The 17,911-nt window shown below is 46.6% G+C and carries 18 protein-coding genes; 9 read left to right on the forward strand and 9 right to left on the reverse strand.

The annotated features are described in order from the left end of the window. Positions 1 to 64 precede the first annotated feature (64 nt). The 3 genes from queF (at position 65) to K6T23_RS03065 (ending at position 2,594) form a co-directional block, all read left to right on the forward strand. Positions 65 to 562, forward strand: coding sequence for a preQ(1) synthase (queF, locus tag K6T23_RS03055; RefSeq protein WP_048006792.1), 498 nt, complete (start codon positions 65 to 67; stop codon positions 560 to 562). 118 nt (positions 563 to 680) lie between these two features. Next, a complete protein-coding gene (locus K6T23_RS03060) occupies positions 681 to 1,571 on the forward strand; it encodes an EamA family transporter (protein WP_079514753.1) in 891 nt (296 codons plus the stop codon). 174 nt (positions 1,572 to 1,745) lie between these two features. After that, positions 1,746 to 2,594 carry a YitT family protein gene (locus K6T23_RS03065; protein ID WP_056532949.1) on the forward strand — a complete coding sequence of 283 codons (849 nt, stop codon included), beginning with the start codon at positions 1,746 to 1,748 and terminating at the stop codon, positions 2,592 to 2,594. A gap of 41 nt (positions 2,595 to 2,635) precedes the next feature. Here K6T23_RS03065 and K6T23_RS03070 read toward each other — a convergent pair whose 3' ends face one another. The 3 genes from K6T23_RS03070 to blaOXA all read right to left on the reverse strand — a co-directional run bounded on the left by K6T23_RS03070 (position 2,636) and on the right by blaOXA (position 4,693). Continuing rightward, a complete protein-coding gene (locus K6T23_RS03070) occupies positions 2,636 to 3,187 on the reverse strand; it encodes a DUF6241 domain-containing protein (protein ID WP_079514754.1) in 552 nt (183 codons plus the stop codon). A gap of 233 nt (positions 3,188 to 3,420) precedes the next feature. Continuing rightward, positions 3,421 to 3,813 (reverse strand): hypothetical protein, encoded by a 393-nt coding sequence (locus K6T23_RS03075; protein ID WP_148986227.1) that lies wholly within the window; start codon positions 3,811 to 3,813, stop codon positions 3,421 to 3,423. 67 nt (positions 3,814 to 3,880) lie between these two features. Then, positions 3,881 to 4,693, reverse strand: a complete 813-nt coding sequence (gene blaOXA, locus K6T23_RS03080) for a class D beta-lactamase (RefSeq protein ID WP_238283565.1) — start codon at positions 4,691 to 4,693, stop codon at positions 3,881 to 3,883. Between the two features lie 130 nt (positions 4,694 to 4,823). On the opposite strand from blaOXA, the gene K6T23_RS03085 reads away from it, so the two are divergent. The 6 genes from K6T23_RS03085 (at position 4,824) to K6T23_RS03105 (ending at position 11,282) form a co-directional block, all read left to right on the forward strand. Continuing rightward, on the forward strand, positions 4,824 to 6,185 hold the full coding sequence (locus K6T23_RS03085) for an aminotransferase-like domain-containing protein (protein ID WP_148986226.1): 1,362 nt from the start codon (positions 4,824 to 4,826) through the stop codon (positions 6,183 to 6,185). Between the two features lie 249 nt (positions 6,186 to 6,434). Beyond that, entirely contained in the window at positions 6,435 to 6,548 is a 114-nt protein-coding gene (locus tag K6T23_RS22245) for an RAxF-45 family protein (protein WP_283957840.1), read from the forward strand. Positions 6,549 to 6,737: 189 nt separating this feature from the next. Beyond that, positions 6,738 to 8,606: a ribosomal protection-like ABC-F family protein gene (gene abc-f / locus K6T23_RS03090; RefSeq protein WP_148986225.1), complete on the forward strand. Its 1,869-nt coding sequence runs from the start codon at positions 6,738 to 6,740 to the stop codon at positions 8,604 to 8,606. Positions 8,607 to 8,622: 16 nt separating this feature from the next. After that, positions 8,623 to 9,570 carry an NAD(P)/FAD-dependent oxidoreductase gene (locus K6T23_RS03095; protein ID WP_142245820.1) on the forward strand — a complete coding sequence of 316 codons (948 nt, stop codon included), beginning with the start codon at positions 8,623 to 8,625 and terminating at the stop codon, positions 9,568 to 9,570. A gap of 52 nt (positions 9,571 to 9,622) precedes the next feature. Next, a complete protein-coding gene (locus K6T23_RS03100) occupies positions 9,623 to 10,132 on the forward strand; it encodes a GNAT family N-acetyltransferase (protein ID WP_056532967.1) in 510 nt (169 codons plus the stop codon). Positions 10,133 to 10,214: 82 nt separating this feature from the next. After that, positions 10,215 to 11,282, forward strand: coding sequence for a nitric oxide synthase oxygenase (locus tag K6T23_RS03105; protein WP_238283567.1), 1,068 nt, complete (start codon positions 10,215 to 10,217; stop codon positions 11,280 to 11,282). Positions 11,283 to 11,320: 38 nt separating this feature from the next. Here K6T23_RS03105 and K6T23_RS03110 read toward each other — a convergent pair whose 3' ends face one another. The 6 genes from K6T23_RS03110 to K6T23_RS03135 form a co-directional block, all read right to left on the reverse strand. Beyond that, positions 11,321 to 11,548 (reverse strand): hypothetical protein, encoded by a 228-nt coding sequence (locus K6T23_RS03110; protein ID WP_056532971.1) that lies wholly within the window; start codon positions 11,546 to 11,548, stop codon positions 11,321 to 11,323. 213 nt (positions 11,549 to 11,761) lie between these two features. After that, positions 11,762 to 12,481 (reverse strand): anti-sigma factor, encoded by a 720-nt coding sequence (locus tag K6T23_RS03115; RefSeq protein ID WP_056532974.1) that lies wholly within the window; start codon positions 12,479 to 12,481, stop codon positions 11,762 to 11,764. Beyond that, positions 12,478 to 13,044, reverse strand: coding sequence for an RNA polymerase sigma factor (locus tag K6T23_RS03120; protein ID WP_079514762.1), 567 nt, complete (start codon positions 13,042 to 13,044; stop codon positions 12,478 to 12,480). Before K6T23_RS03120 ends, K6T23_RS03115 begins: the two co-directional genes overlap by 4 nt. An 828-nt stretch (positions 13,045 to 13,872) precedes the next feature. Continuing rightward, the gene (gene mreBH / locus K6T23_RS03125; RefSeq protein ID WP_056532981.1) at positions 13,873 to 14,877 is read right to left on the reverse strand and encodes a rod-share determining protein MreBH; all 1,005 of its coding nucleotides are present in this window, start codon (positions 14,875 to 14,877) and stop codon (positions 13,873 to 13,875) included. Positions 14,878 to 15,252: 375 nt separating this feature from the next. Next, positions 15,253 to 16,911: a methyl-accepting chemotaxis protein gene (locus tag K6T23_RS03130; RefSeq protein WP_148986223.1), complete on the reverse strand. Its 1,659-nt coding sequence runs from the start codon at positions 16,909 to 16,911 to the stop codon at positions 15,253 to 15,255. 26 nt (positions 16,912 to 16,937) lie between these two features. Continuing rightward, positions 16,938 to 17,909: a BMP family lipoprotein gene (locus K6T23_RS03135; RefSeq protein ID WP_079514764.1), complete on the reverse strand. Its 972-nt coding sequence runs from the start codon at positions 17,907 to 17,909 to the stop codon at positions 16,938 to 16,940. Positions 17,910 to 17,911 lie beyond the last annotated feature (2 nt).

The raw sequence follows: 17,911 nt of genomic DNA on the forward strand, positions 1-17,911 counted from the left end.
ACATTGGGTGCATTTGCAATCGATACCGGTTCAGGCCTCGTATGACTGATAAGGAGGACGTTTCATGTCAGGCAGAAAAGATGAAGATCTTACAGACTTGTCCCTTTTAGGGAATCAAGGTACAAACTATCTATTCGAATATGCTCCGGAGATCCTGGAAGCATTCGATAATAAACATCCCAACAGGGACTACTTTGTGAAATTTAATTGCCCGGAATTCACTAGCCTTTGTCCGAAAACCGGTCAGCCGGATTTTGCCACCATCTACATCAGCTATATCCCTGGCGAAAAAATGGTGGAAAGCAAATCGCTTAAATTGTATTTGTTCAGCTTCCGTAACCATGGTGACTTCCATGAGGATTGCATGAACATCATCATGAATGATCTGATCGAGCTCATGGATCCACGTTACATCGAGGTCTGGGGCAAATTTACGCCACGTGGCGGTATTTCCATTGATCCTTACACCAACTACGGGAAACCGGGTACGAAATATGAGGAAATGGCGTTCCATCGTTTGATGAATCATGATATGTATCCTGAGACCATCGACAATCGTTGATGGTGAAGGCGATCCAATGCGATCGTCTTTTTTTTATGTCTCCAGCTTGCTGAATCTAGTAAAATAGGAAGTGGATACCTGATAGGGGAATAGAAATGCAGAAAAGAAGGGAAGCAATATGAAATCATATCGTGCATCATTATGCGTGCTCATCGGAGCAAGCAGCTACGGCATCCACGCCTCGGTTGTGAAGCTGGGTCTGGGAAAAGGCTACTCGGTCCCGGATATCACAGGACTTCAATATTTATTCGGCTTAGTGATGCTGTTCGCCGCCTTTTTATTCACACGCAAGGTGAAGATGACGGCCGGACAGGTAGCTGCGCTATTGGGGGTAGGGGTGTTTTTAAGTTTAACGGGGATCTTTTATGGCATGAGTCTGAGTCTCATCCCTGCTTCCATCGCCGTCGTCATGCTGTTTCAATTCACATGGATCGGAGTTCTGATCGAAGCTCTCTACATAAGGAAGGTACCTTCAAAAAAGAAACTGGTTTCGGTGCTGTTTTTATGGATCGGTACGTTATTCGCCGGCGGCTTGGGTTCATCCCGGGGCTTCGACTGGACGGGTAACTCGCTCGGATTATTATATGGATTTGGTGCTGCCGTCACGTTTGCCCTGTTCATGTTTTTCAGCGGAAAGGCAGCGAGAAATGTACCAACCTTCCAGAAAAGCATGATCATTTCATTTGGCGGCATACTGGTTGTGCTGGCCGTGTTTCAGCCTTCCTTCATCCAACAGCCGTCTGAAATCATGGAAATGGCGGATTTCGGCCTGCTTGTGGCCATATTCGGAAACATCCTTCCCGTTGTCTTCTTTGCCATTGGGACACCACATCTTGATTCGAGCATGTCGACGATCATGGGGGCAGCGGAGCTTCCTGCCGCCATCCTGGCCGCCATGTGGATCCTTCATGAACAGGTGGCCGTCTTTCAATTTGCGGGGATCGCCCTGATTCTGGCAGGAATCATCATCCCACAAATACAGCCAGGACAAAAGAAGAGTTTTAGTTAAAGCCGCCGGATCATTTCGGCGGTTTTTCCTTTTTAAAACCCTTTCAATTGTCACAATTATTAAACCTTATTTATTTAACCGGCTTCCCTTTACAAAGGGGTGCAAAGGGCTTTATAATGCGCGTTGTTCAACTTTTTAAAAGCACGGATATTTCATATAAAGGAGGTTGCGGAGATGCGGCAAAAGATTTTTTCATTCTTGATGATGAACGTCGGGGCATTACTGGTGGCGGTCAACGTTCATTTTTTCCTATCACCCAATGATTTAGCGACTGGAGGAGTGAGCGGTCTGTCGATTATCATGAATCACGTGTTCCCGGGTATGTCGCTGGGACTATTCATGATCCTCATCAATCTGGTCCTGTTCGTAGTCGGTCTGATTTTCCTTGGCTTCAGCTTCGGGGCAAAAACAGTGTATGCGAGTTTCGCCCTGTCATTCTATGTGTGGCTTCTTGAAACGGTTGCGCCGATCCATGCACCGCTATCAAATGATGTCCTGATCCAGCTCATCATCGGCCAATGCATCGCCGCAATCGGAATGGCAATTGTATTTCATCAGGACGCTTCCACCGGAGGAACCGATATCATCGCTATGATCCTGAACAAATACTTCAATATTGAAGTGGGACGCGGCGTCCTGCTTTCAGATTTGACCATCGCACTTTCTTCGACGATCCTGTTCGGTCCACAGGTCGGAATGTACGCTTTCTTTGGAGTCATCCTGAATGGATTAGTGATCGACTATGTGCTTTCACAATTCAATACCAATAAGGAAGTGGTGATCATCAGCCGCCACAGCACGGAGATCAAGTCGTATATCGTCCATGAGCTTGGGAAGGGTGCAACGGTCCATACGGCAACAGGTGCCTTCACTTCTGATGAGAAGGAAGTCATTACCACGATCTTGGGACGCAAGGATTATTCCCGACTAAAGGGCTTCATCACGAAAACTGACAACAAGGCATTCATCACCGCCCATACAATGAATGAAATCCTTGGTCAAAACTTTAAACGTTTGGCATAAGCAAAAGCCTGAGGAGCGCTCCTCAGGCTTTTTTAATAGGTTCATTCCGCTTGCTTGAAGTTATTCTGGATGAAGGCTTCTTCCTCTTCCTTATTCATGATGCCATAGGCTTCTCCTACAGTTCCACCCTGAAGGGTCCAAAAGTAGTTATGGTCTTTGTCGATGGAAGAAAAATCTTCTTTTTTCCACTTTTCGGCGATGTTTTGGAGTTCTTCTCTATGGTCGAAAGAAGAGGCTTGAATGGTTTCAAGAACGGGTTGGACCGTTTCCGGCATCATGGGAATGGCTCCCCATTTATCCTGGGAGCGGACCTTCTGGTGGGTCATTTTGTGCATGATGTCGACGATTTCACTTTCTTCGGCGTTTTCAGGGATCTTCAAGGTATACTCGATTCCCCCGATGGTGCCCGTCTGCTCCCTCACTTCTTCTTCCTTGGTTGCGTAAGGAGAGTCTTTATCCTCAGGTTTTTCAGCTTTTGCAGGATTAGCTTTTTCTTCAAAAGCTGATGCATTCTCAAATATCTTATAAGCCCCAAACCCCACAAAGGCGGCAAGCCCTAGTGCAATAAGGGATATGGACAATATCTTTTTCATGTTCTGCCTCCTGATATGTTGGCTGGGGTGTGGTTTTGAGCGCTGTCCTGATCAATGGTAAAGGCCAGTTATAGAGAGGGAAATGATTTTTCGATTTAAAGGGTCACTATTCTAGTGGTTTGATCACTCTATCATTACAATACAGTAGTTGTCGCTATATTTACATCTTTTCAGTGTAAAAATATTCTTTAAATGGGCATTTGGTGTAATTGGAGTGAATGGGCCTACTTGCGCTAATATCTTTTATAAGTGAGGTAGCCTAAGAACAGGTAGACCACTCCAACGGATAGCAATAATAGTTCTCCTTTTGTACCTAGTGCACCGAATGTAGCAAAGAACATTGAAACAAAACCCATTCCCATCACAACCGAAAAACTAGTATACAAAAATCTCCACATCTTATTCCGTAGACAAAAGGTTCCGATTGACGTCACTACTCCTAGTAGCAAAATCAAAAGAAAGATGATCATATAGGACGGAGTATGTTCATCCGGCTTTTGATTACTCCCCCACGATTTGGATAATCCTTCTGCTAATAAAGCCAATACACCGAAGCCAATGGCTACGAGAATGGTTGCAAATCCTGCCGTTATCCCCACTACTTTGGTGATCCGGTATCCTTTCATTATTTCTCCTTAATGAAGTATGACGTTAGCATATGAATTGAACTGAGCTAAGGGAGGGATGGACTCGTTAGTCAATAATCCCTTTATGTTTCGCGATGTCAATAAGTATTTCTTTTGCTTCTGTTCCTGTTCCGTTTATGTTCACTGCAAATAGCCAAGTGTCTTTTTCTGTTTTTATAAAACCTACATACCAGCCAAGTTTCATATCTGAAAGTCTCGTTCCTGTTTTTCCGTGAAGGGTATACGTATCCTGTTCATCTTGTATCATCATTCTCTTTACAGTTTTCTGGGTTTTTTTTGAGAATGGAAGATCTTCCTCTACTAGCTCTTCCATAAAATCGACTTGCTCAACAGCTGAAATCTTTAACGTACTGTCAAGCCAAAATTCATCAATCCCCCCGGATATATCTCTGTTTCCATACCCTATAGCGTTAATATATTCACTCATATTGATCTCCCCTATATCTCTTGCCATGTCCTGATAAAACCAAATAGCAGATTCTCTCATAGCAGAAGCCAATGAGTGATCTCGGTTCCAACTCTCGAACTGGCGGGGAATTCCATCCCAGCGTTTCACTTCATACTCATCTCTAATCGCATGGTTTTCCAGACCGATAAGGGAGTGGGGTATTTTAAAAGTCGATTCAGGGGTTAACCTCTCTTGACTTCTTCTCTTATTATAAATATACTTTTTATCATTTTTTACATTCTTGAGAACTACCGTACCTTCCTTTCCATTAAACAACCCACTAACATCTAGATTCTTTGTTTTCTCGATTTCTGCACCATGTGAGGGGACTAAACCTGCAAAAACCATAAAGATTGCTAAAAAAAAGACGGTTACTACACGGGAGAACTTCTGACGAGTTCCTTTTTTCATGTTATCTTCCTCCATTCCGATTTTAATTATCTAACTTTTCTGATAATTTATAATAAGAGATAAACTTGTTAAGTGGAAGTAGGAGAAAATGCTGTCTGTACCCATACAAAACAGAAGGGGTGAACCGCATATGGAAAAATTATACGAAGAAGTGATCAAGGAAATTGAACTCCTTATTAGAGACGGATATATAAAACCAGGGGATAAATTGCCTTCCATACGAACCCTATCGGAACGGTTCCAATGCAGTATCAATACGATAATTAAAGCTTACAGTGAAATGGAAAAAGCACATAGAATTTATTCTGTTCCTAAAAGCGGTTATTTTCTCGTTGGTGGCCGCCAAATAGAAGCTACCACCAATGATGGAATCATTGATTTTTCGTCTGCGGGGCCGGACAAATGGAATATGCCATACCGGGAGTATCAGCATTGTATGAACCAAGCCATCGAATTGTACAAGGAAGACATGTTTCAATACTCGGAACCGCTTGGTTTATCTGCATTAAGGTTTCAATTATCGAAGCAACTGCAAGAATTACAAGTGTTTGCGCCGGTAGAAAGAATAGCGGTTGTGTCTGGATCCCAGCAGGCCCTTGATATTTTCGTTTCTCTGCCTTTTCCAAATGATAAGACAGAAATTTGTATAGAACAACCAACCCATTTCAGTATGATTGAGTCAATTTTGACAAGGGGAATTAATGCAATAGGAATTGAAGTAACGGCACAAGGGATTGATCTAGACCTTTTGGAACACATTTTCAGGGAAAGACCCATTAAATTTTTCTACACCGTGTCCAGGTTTCAAAACCCTACAGGATTCAGTTATAGCAATAAAGAAAAGGAGAAAATCGTTAAACTAGCTCGAAAATACGATGTATACATCATTGAAGACGACTATATGGGGGATTTGGACACTAGGAAAAAAGCGGATCCGATGTTTGCCTACGATCCATCTGGCAGAGTTCTGTACACCAAGAGTTTTTCGAAAGTGTTATTGCCAGGTTTAAGGCTTGGCGTAGCAGTCCTACCAGAAGCCCTTTTAGAGCCTTTTACTAAAGCCAAATTTGCTGCAGATGTCCACACACCTGTTATCACTCAAGGAGCATTGGAGGTTTATCTACAAAGTGGAATGTATAAAGCTCACATAGAAGGGCTCAGGAAGATCTATAAGAGAAAAGGAAGTATCCTTAATCGGTCTTTCCGAGCCCACCTTCCACTAGGGGTTACCTTTACTGGCGCCAATTCAGGATTTTATTCGACCATTCAATTACCATTAAAGTCAAAAGCAGAACATCTGGTAAATGCCCTTAAAAAGAAAAACATATTAGTTCAAAATGCAACTGGGATGTACCTGCCACGCTATAAAAAAGAAAATGTTATTAGACTGAGTGTCTCCCAGATAGAAGAGAAAAAAATTGAAGAAGGCATTAGAAGAATTGGGGTGGAGATAGATAAACACATCCGTTCAGCCAAAAAGTTCAGCCGTTAGGAACGTGTATGAACAGGGGATTTGTATACAAAACTGTTGCATGATTGTTTCTAAGACTGTGGTTAGATCTTTTGAGAAGCCACTACTACCCTGGTTTTAAACTATGTTGATAGTTCCCCTCGCTTTTCAGCAAAACCGAAAGCCCAGAAGAATGGAAAAATCGTGCACTTATAAAATGGTTGCCATATCATTCTGAATTGCCTTATAATAACATTATATTTTGAGCTATCAAAAGGAGGTGGAATTGAGATGAATCGTTCTGTAGGATTGCGTGGGAAGTATTTGGATTTTATTTACTACTGCCGTGCAATTTTTCATATTGTTGCGTTTAAGGGGACACGTATGCCCTTTTTTAGCAACTGAATATGAATACTGAACGGTAAGAGGTCTCAATTCCAATCACTTGATAGAACGGAAGAAGGGGGCGTTTTTCGCCTTCTTTTTTTATGCTTGATTAAGGGTGAAGAAGCCGTGGACTGCTTATGCACGGTTTTTTTGTCGTGGATCATGTGCCTCTTGCCGCATTAACGGATGAATGAAAGGAAGAGGAGAATGATTATTTGTAGCGCACAACAGATCAGTAAAATGTACGGAGGCCATCCTGTCTTTGAGGGTTTGACCTTTGAAATACCCCATGGGGCGAGAATCGGTCTTGTGGGTAGGAACGGCACGGGGAAGACGACGCTATTCAAGCTTCTTGCAGGAACCGACACCCCTGATTCGGGGACGATTTCGATGAAAAAGAACGCAAAAATCGGCTATCTTGCACAGATACCGGAGTATCCGGAAGGGACATTGGGAATCGACGTCCTGAAGTCAGCGTTCGCCGATCTCGTGTCCATCGGTGAAAAGCTCAAAGAGTTGGAAGTGAAGATGGGCGACGGACAGGGGGACCTGGACACGATCCTTGAGGAGTATGGGCGATGTCAGGATCTTTTCAGCAATGAAGGGGGGTATGAGATGGAGGCGTCGATTGCCATGGTCGTGAATGGACTTGGGATCCAGGGGCTTTTGGATAAAGAGTTTTCTTCCTGTAGCGGAGGAGAACAGACGAAGCTAAGCCTTGGATACATCCTCCTTCAGGAGCCGGACCTTCTTCTGTTGGATGAACCGACGAACCATCTTGATATTGCTGCCGTCGAGTGGCTGGAGCAGTTTTTGACCGATTATAGCGGCACCGTGATGTGTATCTCCCATGATCGTTACTTCCTGGATCATGTGATCAATAAGGTGTATGACCTTGAAGATGGGGAAATAACCATATACCACACCGATTATTCTGGATTTGTGCAAGAGAAGGAAGAACGTCTTATGATCGAGTTCCAGGCCTATCAGGAGCAACAGAAGAAAATCAAAAAAATGAAAGAAGCCATCAAGCGTTTGAGGGAATGGGCGAATCAGGCGAATCCTCCAAACGAGGGCCTTCACAAGCGGGCTCGCAATATGGAAAGGGCCCTCGAGAGGATGGAGAAGCTGAAGCGTCCGGTGCTTGATCGCAAGAAGATGGGCTTGGAGTTCGAAGGCGGTGATCGGAGCGGTAAAATCGTCTTCTCCATGGTGGGGGCTTCGAAGTCCTTTGATGGACGCACGCTCTTCCATGACGCCCATATGGATCTACGCTTCAAAGACCGCACGGCCATCGTCGGACAGAACGGGACGGGGAAGTCGACCATCGTCAAGATCCTCATGGGTGAGATGACCGCTGACGACGGGGACGTGAAGATCGGTAGCAATGTGAAAATGGGATATCTTTCCCAGCAATTTGTCATGGCAGATCCGGAAGCCCGTCTCATCGACGCGTTCCGGGATGAAGTGGCGGTGACGGAAGGAGAAGCGCGTCATATCCTTGCGCGGTTCATGTTTTATGGACCGAATGTGTTCCGGAAGGTTGGACAGCTGAGCGGTGGGGAAAAGATGAGACTGCGCCTCGCCCAGCTCATGCACCAGGATCTTAATCTCCTTGTTCTCGATGAACCGACCAATCATCTCGACATTGATTCCCGGGAGGTCCTGGAGGAAGCCCTTGAAGAGTTCCATGGCACGATCCTTGCTGTATCCCATGATCGCTATTTCCTCAATAAGCTATTCCAGAAAACGTATTGGATACACGAAGGACAGCTCTATTTCTTTGAAGGTCCATACAGCTGGGCGAAGGGAAAGATCCAGGAAAGGATTCCGGTTGAGCGGCCGGTTGAAAAGAAAAAGACGGTGACAAAACCACGTGAAAAGGAAAAAAAGATGGCAACAACAGACACCATCGAAGCAGAGCTTGAAGAACTTGAGACGGAAATTGCTTTGATTGAAGGACGTCTCCAGACAGAAGAGGACCTCGGGGTTCTCCAAGAACTTCATGAAAAACTGGAACGGCTCGAAGAAGAGAGGGAGCTCAAGTACATTCAACTTGAAGAACAGCTATCGTAAAAGGAGGAAGTCTATCATGGAGACAAAAGTGGTGATTGTAGGTGCCGGATTATCAGGGATCATGGCGGCACGGACTCTTATGGAAAGCGGGGTCACAGACATCCTTCTCGTGGAGAAGAGCAGGAGTGTCGGGGGACGGCTCGCAACGAGGCGGATCGGAGAAGGGAAAGCAGACCACGGTGCCCAGTTCTTTACGGTACGCTCCCCGGAGCTCCAGAAAGAAGTAGAGTCATGGCTCCAGGAAGGATGGGTCCGCCGTTGGTTCGGTGATGCCCATCCCCGCTACACCGGTACGGAAGGCATGAATGCCCTAGCCAAGAATCTTGCAGCAGGACTGCCCGTGCGTTTGAATACCAAGATCCTGTCCATCTCGGAACATCCTGATGGATGTGAGTTGCATCTCGAGGGAGGCGGGGTGATCAAATCGGATCACGTGCTCATCACCGCACCGGCACCTCAGGCAGCTGAGTTGCTTGGCGTGGAAGCCCCTGTCGTTTTCCATCCCTGCTTCGTCGGGTTGCTGACACTGGAGGGTCCTTCGCGTCTTTCAGCACCGGGGCATCTGGATGGAGCTCAGCTGCCACACGGCGTAGAACGGATCGTCGATCATATGAAAAAGGGGATTTCCTCTACGCCTGTACTCTCTGTATATATGACAGGTGAGTGGAGTGAGAAGCATTTTTTTGAATCGGATGAAAAGGTCCTTGCCACCATCATCGATCTCGTTCGTCCATATCTTGGAGGGGGAAGTGAAGGCAATGGCAACCAGTTGAAACGGTGGCGCTACGCCGAAGCGGCTGAAGTCGTCGACCAGCCTTTCCTTGAGGCTGGAAAAAGGTTGATCATGTGCGGGGATGCGTTTTTGACGAAAGGTGATGAATCCGGTAAAACTCGTTTTGAGAGTGCCTACCTTTCTGGGAAATCTGCTGGTGAATTCCTTGTTGATCGGGTGGGGGATTCCTGAATAGGCATCCCCCATTAACCGCAGACTAGAGAAAAAAGAGGCGGGGATCGGAATGGAATTACTGCTACAAAGAGCGGAAGAAAAACAAATCGACACCATCATGGACATCTATGAGCGCTGTAGGGAAGAGTTGGAACAACAAGGGCTTCTCCAATGGGGAGATCATTATCCGAGCAGGGAGTATTTCCTCCGTGAAATGGAGGCAGGAAGTCTTTATATCCTATTGGCAGACGGAGTCCTTGCGGGATGTGTGACCCTGAATGAATGGCAGTCTCCTGAATGGGAGGATATTGCCTGGAAGTATGACGATGAATGGGTCGTGCACGCCTATTTTCTTGACCCCGAATACCAGGGACAGGGATTGGGGTCCGCCTTCTTGAGTGAATGTGAATCCATGGCAGCCTCCAAAGGGTACAAGAGTATAAGGCTTGACGCCTATGGAAGGAATAAAGGGGCAAATGTCCTGTATGAGAAGAGCGGGTATGAATATCGAGGTTCCATCCGCTTCACGTCCCGTCCTGAAGGTCACCAGGAATATCACTGTTATGAAAAACGCCTGTGATGTAATTCGTCCCAAAGGAAAAAGTCCTATTGGAATGGTATACTAACAGGTACAGTAAAGAAGCAAGGATGAGATACTATTGATGCCACTCCTGGATGAAGCACAGGCCTTTTTGATACAGTTTTATCATGAATCGGAGAAAAGCGGATCCGACCTGAAAGAACGGTTGCGTGAAGTGAAGGAAGAAATTGATTCCAAGGGTACCTATACCCATACGAATGAGGAGCTGACGTTTGGTGCAAAGCTTGCTTGGCGTAATAGCAACCGGTGCATCGGACGATTGTTCTGGAATTCCCTCCAGGTGTTCGACCGTCGGGATGCGGCCACGGAAGAAAAGGTAATGGACGCATTAGAAGCTCATTTGGAGTATGCGACGAATGGCGGGAAGATCCGACCGACCATCACGGTATTCAGACCGTCTGAACAGGACGAAGAAGACATTCGCCTTTGGAATCACCAGCTCGTTCGATATGCGGGGTATGAAGATGGAAAGGGGGATCCCCATTCCATCGAATTCACCCAAAAGTGCAGGGCACTTGGATGGGAAGGGGAAGGGACGGATTTTGATATCCTTCCACTTGTCGTCCAGATAGGCGACCGGACACCTGTATGGAAGAGGATTTCACCGGATCTAGCTCTTGAAGTGCCACTCCGTCATCCTGAATTTTCATGGTTCGGGGACCTGGGGCTGAAATGGTACGGGGTTCCCCTCATATCGGATATGGAGCTCAAAGTCGGAGGGATTTCTTATAAGGCAGCCCCGTTCAATGGATGGTATATGGAAACGGAAATCGGAGCCCGGAATCTTGCAGACGAGACGCGCTACAATCTTCTGCCCAAAGTGGCAGGCCATATGGGACTGGATACATCCAGAAACATTACGCTGTGGAAAGATAAAGCCCTCATCGAGCTGAATATCGCCGTCCTGCATTCCTTCAAGGAACAGGGTGTGAACATTGTTGACCATCACACGGCAGCCCAGCAGTTCCGCCTTTTTGAAGAAAATGAAAAAAAGGCAGACCGGAAAGTTACAGGTGATTGGACATGGCTCATTCCTCCCGTTTCACCGGCCACGACCCATATGTTCCACAAGGAATATGACAACACGTGGAAATCCACGAACTACTTTTATCAAAAAAAGCCTTATTAACAGTAAAGCCGCTCACAACACCGTGAGCGGCTTTTGTTTCACCTGGAATAAGGGGGACGTTTGGATACTTCATAATAGCGATACCAAAATCGGAACTCATCAAACAGGGTCGAACGATCGAAGGAGAAGTTCTCAAAGAAATCCTCCAGTAGCCACATCTCGGCGTCATCCAATATGCCTGTCACAAACAGTGGTGTCCTGAAGCGCTTATATAAATCTTCATGGCCGTAATAGTGAAACAAGTCTTCCACCTGTTGCTCCGTCAATCCGATCACATCCTTTTGGATAGTTTCTCATGTATAGACGGCATTTATGCTGTGAAAGTGAAAATGGGCTATGGTACAAGCACAGGTTGTACCACTTGCATAGAATACATTATGTGAAGCCACTCCTTTCATCTTCACACTGGGGGACACCGCCGTCCCCCTCATTACATAAAGAAGAAGAGCCCAGCCAGCGCTGAGCTCTTCTTTTGATTGTTAAATATCTGCTGCGAGGACGATTTCTCCTTGTGGCAGCTCACTGTTGGCGTCAGGTTCAAGAGACACGGCCACTTGATCCCAATCTTTTTCCGTGAATTCTTCATTAAATTTGAAGATGACCGATCCTTTCCCATCACCGCTGGTGACGAAAGTTCCTGCACGCTCGGGCTTTTCATCCTTGATGAGCCAAACCTGGTACACTTCCTTGTCAGAGAGTTTTGCAAGATCCGATGCCTGGACAACCATGCTGGTTTGCTTTCCTTGCTTGATGATGCTCGCTGTTCCCGTACCTTTCCCGCTGACCGGGGCAAGCTCTGCGTACTCGACCACCTCATCGATTGTGGCTTCCTCCACCACACGTTTTTGATCTTCAAGCTGTGTGAAGAGGTAGGCGTTGCCGATGATGGACAGGGCCAGTGCAGCAGCTATGGATGGGAAGATCCATGGCCGTCTGCGCTTCTGACGTGGAGCGGCAGCCGGTTCTTGTTTTTCCTCAGATTCATTCAATATACGGGCAAATACTCTGTCCTCAAGGTCGGTTGGTGGTTCGACCGGCTCAGATGAGTAGGGCAGATAGCCGGATATCTGTTCAAGTTCTTTCAAGAATTCCTGGCATTCTGAGCAGGAGGCAAGATGCTTCTCGAACGCCGCTTTTTCAAGTTCAGATAAATGACCGTTGTAGTAATCCAGTATGTGATCGCATTGATGTTGAGTCATTCGAATTGACCTCCTTTCCCTTTCAGACAAGTATGCAGATGTTTTAGTGCAAGGCGGATCCTGCCTTTGACCGTTCCGAGCGGTGTGTCGGTAGCCTCGGAAATGGACTGCTGCGTCTTACCCTTGAAGTAGAAGAGCTGAACCATCGTTTGCTGATCTTCCTTTAGTCCACTGATGCAATCTCGTATGGCGGCCCCTTTTTCCTTCCATTCCAGGAGGTCATGAGGCGTTTCATGGTCGACCTGGAGGGTGTCTTTTTCTATATATTCCACGGTGTCGTGTTTCTTTCCTTTCCGGATGGCATCCAGACAGGTGTTCCGGGTCATAGTGAGTAACCAAGATGAAAATTTCCCTTTGGATTCTTCATAGTGTGCGTGGGTTTTCCAGAGTTTCATGAAGACCTCTTGTATGACTTCTTCGGCAAGCTCACGGTTTCCTGTCATTTTATATGAAAAGGAATAGATGAGTTTTTCGTATTGTCTGTAGAGCTCGCGCAGTGCGGATGAATCTTTTTGATGAATGACGCGGTGGTACAATTCAATATCCTTTAGATCATGGGACATAACTCGCTCCTAACCTTTGACGTAGTTATCATAAGGATACTAAATAACGGTGCTGAACTCAAAGTTCTACTAAGCTAACGAAAAAGTTTTGGTTTTGGATCACTATATGTTTGAAAAAGTTGGGTTTAGGGTAAAAAATATGTTTTTTTATATGATGGAGGGCTTTGGTTCGATGAGCTGATCCTAAAAATGCGATTTGCTTCCTGTTTTTTAATGAGTGTGTGGTGGGGAATGAGATCGTTCCGTTTCGCTGCGGCCACCCGCTTTCCATGGGGCGTGCGGTGAGCCGCTTCGGCGCTGCCTGCAGGGTCTCACCTTGCCCGCTATTCCCATAGGAGTCGGGAGGCCTCCGCTACACTGCACTCTGTGCGGAGGAGGGGGAGAGTGCTGGTTCGGAACATGCAATCAACATTCTGTTATGCCAATGAGTATGCGGTGAATTTGAGACCGTTCCGTTCGCTGCACTTTGTGCGCAGGAGGGGTAATAGGATAATTCGAAACGGGCCATCACATACTCGGGTTCTTTTCTTTATGAAATCCTAACCTTATTTATGAGCGGTTACCTCACTAAGTCCAATACCACTGAGTGGATTGAAGCGGAAGGGATTTGACTCCTGCGGAAAAGGGGGATGATCGAGACCCCGCAGGAATGAGGAGGCTCGACATGCTCCCCGCGGAAAGTAAATCCCTGCAGCGCAAAGGAACGGACTGGTCTTCCATCTCTCACTTCATTTAGGACGATTTTGTATTTAACTGGTTTTCCAAAGCCAACTCTCCTAAGATTACAGACAAAAAAGCCTCCCCATATGAAACAAGGGAGGCGGATAATTATTTTACTTTTTGAAGCTTGTCAATGACCGTAAGGGAGCGTCCTGTTCCGATGGCTACAGATTCAAGCGGGTTCGGTGCCAGGTGGACCGGTACGACGATTTCATGGCTCAGCCAATCTTGAAGGCCGTTGAGAAGGGAACCTCCTCCAGTCAGGATGACACCGCGATCGACAATATCACCGCTCAGTTCAGGCGGGCAGTTTTCAAGCGTGGCACGGATGGTCTCAAGGATATGTAAGAGAGACTCTTTAAGTGCTTCCTGGATTTGCAGTGACGTAAGTTCGATGGTCTTTGGAAGTCCAGTGACGAGGTCACGTCCGCGGATTTCCATCGTGCGTTCATCGTGTTCGATGAGAGCTTGACCGACTTCGATCTTTACTTGTTCCGCTGTTCTTTCACCGATCAGGAGATTGTAACGTTTGCGTACATATTGGATGATGTCTTCATCCATCTGATCTCCACCGATGCGGATCGTGTTGCAGGAAACGACGCCGCCGTATGAGATGATGGCGACTTCGGTTGTTCCCCCGCCGATATCGACGATGACGTTTGCCACGGGTTCTCCTACTGGAAGATCTGCTCCGATGGCAGCTGCTACAGGCTCTTCAATGAGGGTGACGGATTTTGCTCCGCTGCCACGTACGGCATCCTGGATCGCTCTGCGTTCAACGGATGTTGCACCAGACGGGGTACAAACGACAACGGTTGGTTTTCGGATGGAGAAGCCCAGTTTTTTGCTGGCCTTTCTCATCACTTGCTTCAGCATTTCAGTAGTGACGTCGAAGTCTGCGATGACGCCATCTTTCAACGGACGTACGGCTACGATTTTACCGGGTGTCTTCCCAATCATATTCTTCGCTTCAGCTCCGACGGCCAGAACAGATTTTGTTTCTGTGTCGATGGCGACCACGGATGGTTCATTCAGGATAATTCCTTTATTTTTACTATAGACTAGTATATTTGCAGTACCTAAGTCGATTCCGATTTCAGAGTTTGATAGCATTGTCGTATTCCTCCAACTATAAGAATTCTACACAGTATAACCTTCTATACAGTATAGGAGATTTTCGGGGGTTTTGTCGGTGGAGATATTTACCACCGACAAATTGTTACAAAGGATGACAAAAGGGGTGAGGTTGTCATTTGGTGAAAAGCTTTTGCTAAGAGGATTTTAATTACCTATCAGGGTATGTTGAGGCGTTGTGGCCAATTCCCTGCGTTATGAAAATTTAAACGTTCTGTAACAATTTTTTGAGAGGAAGATGAGGGAAAAACAGGTAGTTTAAAGGGTTTTCAGACTTGGGGCATCCTTACCGGTCGATTCGGCGGGGCAAAATAAAAAGATCCCCCATAAAAGGGGGATACCGGTATGAAAGAATCATAGAGTGAATCGTTCCAGTTTTCTCTTCATTTCTTCCGTCATTTCATTCAGTTGTTCGATGCGTTTTGTCATATGTTCAAAGTACCGTAGTTGCTCTTCAGTGGAGGAAGAGATCTCTTCTGTACCGGCAGCCGTTTCTTCTGTGATCGCCGATATGTTTTCGATGGCAGAAGCGACTTCCTCCGTCCGTTCATGGGAAGCGTTCATATCATGTTCAAGGACTTCAAGGCTCTCATGGATGGCGGATACCTTCACGGAGATTTCCTGGAAGGCATCCTCAGTGATTGTCATGGAAGTGAGCTGCTGATTGGAAAGCTCCTGTCCTTTGCGGGAGGCTTCCATGATGCCGGTTACGCCTTTCTGGATATTGCCCACCATGCGGTTGATTCCTTCCGTTGCGACGGCTGAATCTTCCGCGAGCTTCCGGACTTCTTCCGCCACTACGGAGAAGCCCCGGCCAGCTTCCCCGGCCCTTGCTGCTTCAATGGCAGCATTCAGGGCAAGGAGGTTGGTCTGTTCTGCAATGTCCCTGACTGAGTGGGATGCCTGTTCAATCTTGGCCGTGAAGGTAGCGAATGATTCCACAGCTTTCAGGATCACATCGGATGATTCTGATATGGACCTTGCGTACCCTTGTTGTTTCTGAAGTGATGTCCTACCGTGATCGACTGAGGCAAGAGCCAAGCGTCCATCAGCTGCAGAGGCGGTGCTTTGCTTCACATTCTTGCTGAATTCGTCTCCCATGGTTGCCATGAGGGAAGCGGTCGATTGGATATCTTCTGAAATGGACTGGCTGCCTTTTGCCAGTTCTTCCGTGGATACGGCTACTTGACCGGCGCTTTCGGCAAGGTTCGTCATCTGGGAGCGTACCTCGTGGGTGAAAGATTCCAGATTGTCCCCGGCTACCTGCACCGATTGCACCGTTTCCCTCAGGTTCAACATCATATGATGGAAGGCGGTTTGAAGCTGATCGACCTCGAACTTACTCTTTTTATCTTGGATTTCTCCGATGTTTCCAGTCAAATCCCCTTCGGCCATGCGCTGAGCATTCCGGACCATGTTGTTGATCGGCTTGGTGATCCTTCTCGTGAGGATCGCAGAGCTTGTAACGGAAACGATAACGACAACGACGAAACCAATCACGGTTGTCCAGATCGTGAACGTGATTTTTTGTTTGTTGGCTTCAAGTATGCCGTCGTACCACTCGTTGGTTTCGATGTTTAGGAGGTAGAGGTCATTCAGAGGACCTGATATCCTCGAGGATTGCCGTCTGATTTCAGCCGGGTTCCGCTCCTCGATTGCTTTTTCCGTTTTGTTTTTCAACTCTGTGTATTTTATTTCCAGGGTGTTCATATAGCGTTTCTGTTCGGTAGTGACCATTCTCTTCTTTAACGTATCCACACGGGATGTCGTCGTCTTCATGGCATTCTCAAGGATTTGCCGATTTTCTTCAGACGGAGTGGAGGCGTAATAGGTCAAGGTCTGCTGGAGGGCGACCATATCCCCTTTTAATTGCTCTGTCCGGACGAGTGTGTCAACGTCGTCCTTCGCAGAGGTATGCATATTGATCAACTGGGATACGATGTATCCGATGATCAACATGGATAAGATGAGAGGGATAAGACCTATGATGGTTAGACGGTTTTTAATTCTCATGATAATGGGCTCTCCTTAGCTGTTGGTTATGGAGCTTCAACATCGATGTCTCCTGAGATGATTTTTTCTTTTGCTTCATCCAGCTTCTTCATCTGATCTGGCTTAAGATTGACGATCCTGATTTGAGCGAGGCCGACACCATTCTCACTGAGACCTAGTTCGTACGCAGACGATGCCTGCTTTTTTTCATTAAGCGTATCGTCGATAAAACTGAAAATGGCGATATCGACATTTTTCATCATGGATGTAGCAACGGATTTTTCAGCTATAAAGAACTGATCGGCATCAACCCCGGCTGATAAGATTCCTTTCGCCTGTGCGGTCTTTAAAGCGCCGATTCCCGACATTCCAGCTGCTGCATAGATGAAATCGCTCTTCTTCTTTATTTGATCCCCTGCGAGTTTTTCTCCAGCGTTGAGATCATTGAAGCTGTTCGTGTAACCTGTAAGGATGTTGATATCAGATTTTGCGTAGCGTGCACCCTGCTCGAATCCCGACTGGAATTTATGGATCACGGGTGCATCTTCACCCCCGATGAAACTGATGGTACCTGTCTTGTTGGTCATGGCTGCAACCATCCCGACCAGGAAGCTTCCCTCATGCTCTTTGAACGTGACGGATGTGACGTTTTCAAGCTCTGAAATGGCGTCAATCAACAGGAACGCCTGCTTCGGGTGCTTCTTCGCCTCGACTTCAATCGATTCCTGGGCTGAGAAACCGAGACCGATGATCAGATCATGCTTCTGGTTGATGAGCTCTTCCAGGGCGCCCTCCATATTGCCGTCAGGTGCCTCTGCATAATCGAAAATGATGCCGAGTTCATCACGTGCACGTTCAAGGCCGGTGAAGGCAAGGTCGTTGAATGAATCGTCACCGAGACCGCTGTCGGATAAAAGGATTCCAACGCTGTATGATTTTGGCGATGAGGTGTTTTTCGTAGCGGCTGAACAGCCGGACATCACCACAAGGGTAAGAAGAATCATGATGATTTTTTTCAAGG

Origin of the sequence: Rossellomorea marisflavi (assembly GCF_022170785.1) — a bacterium.
Taxonomy (GTDB): domain Bacteria; phylum Bacillota; class Bacilli; order Bacillales; family Bacillaceae_B; genus Rossellomorea; species Rossellomorea marisflavi_B.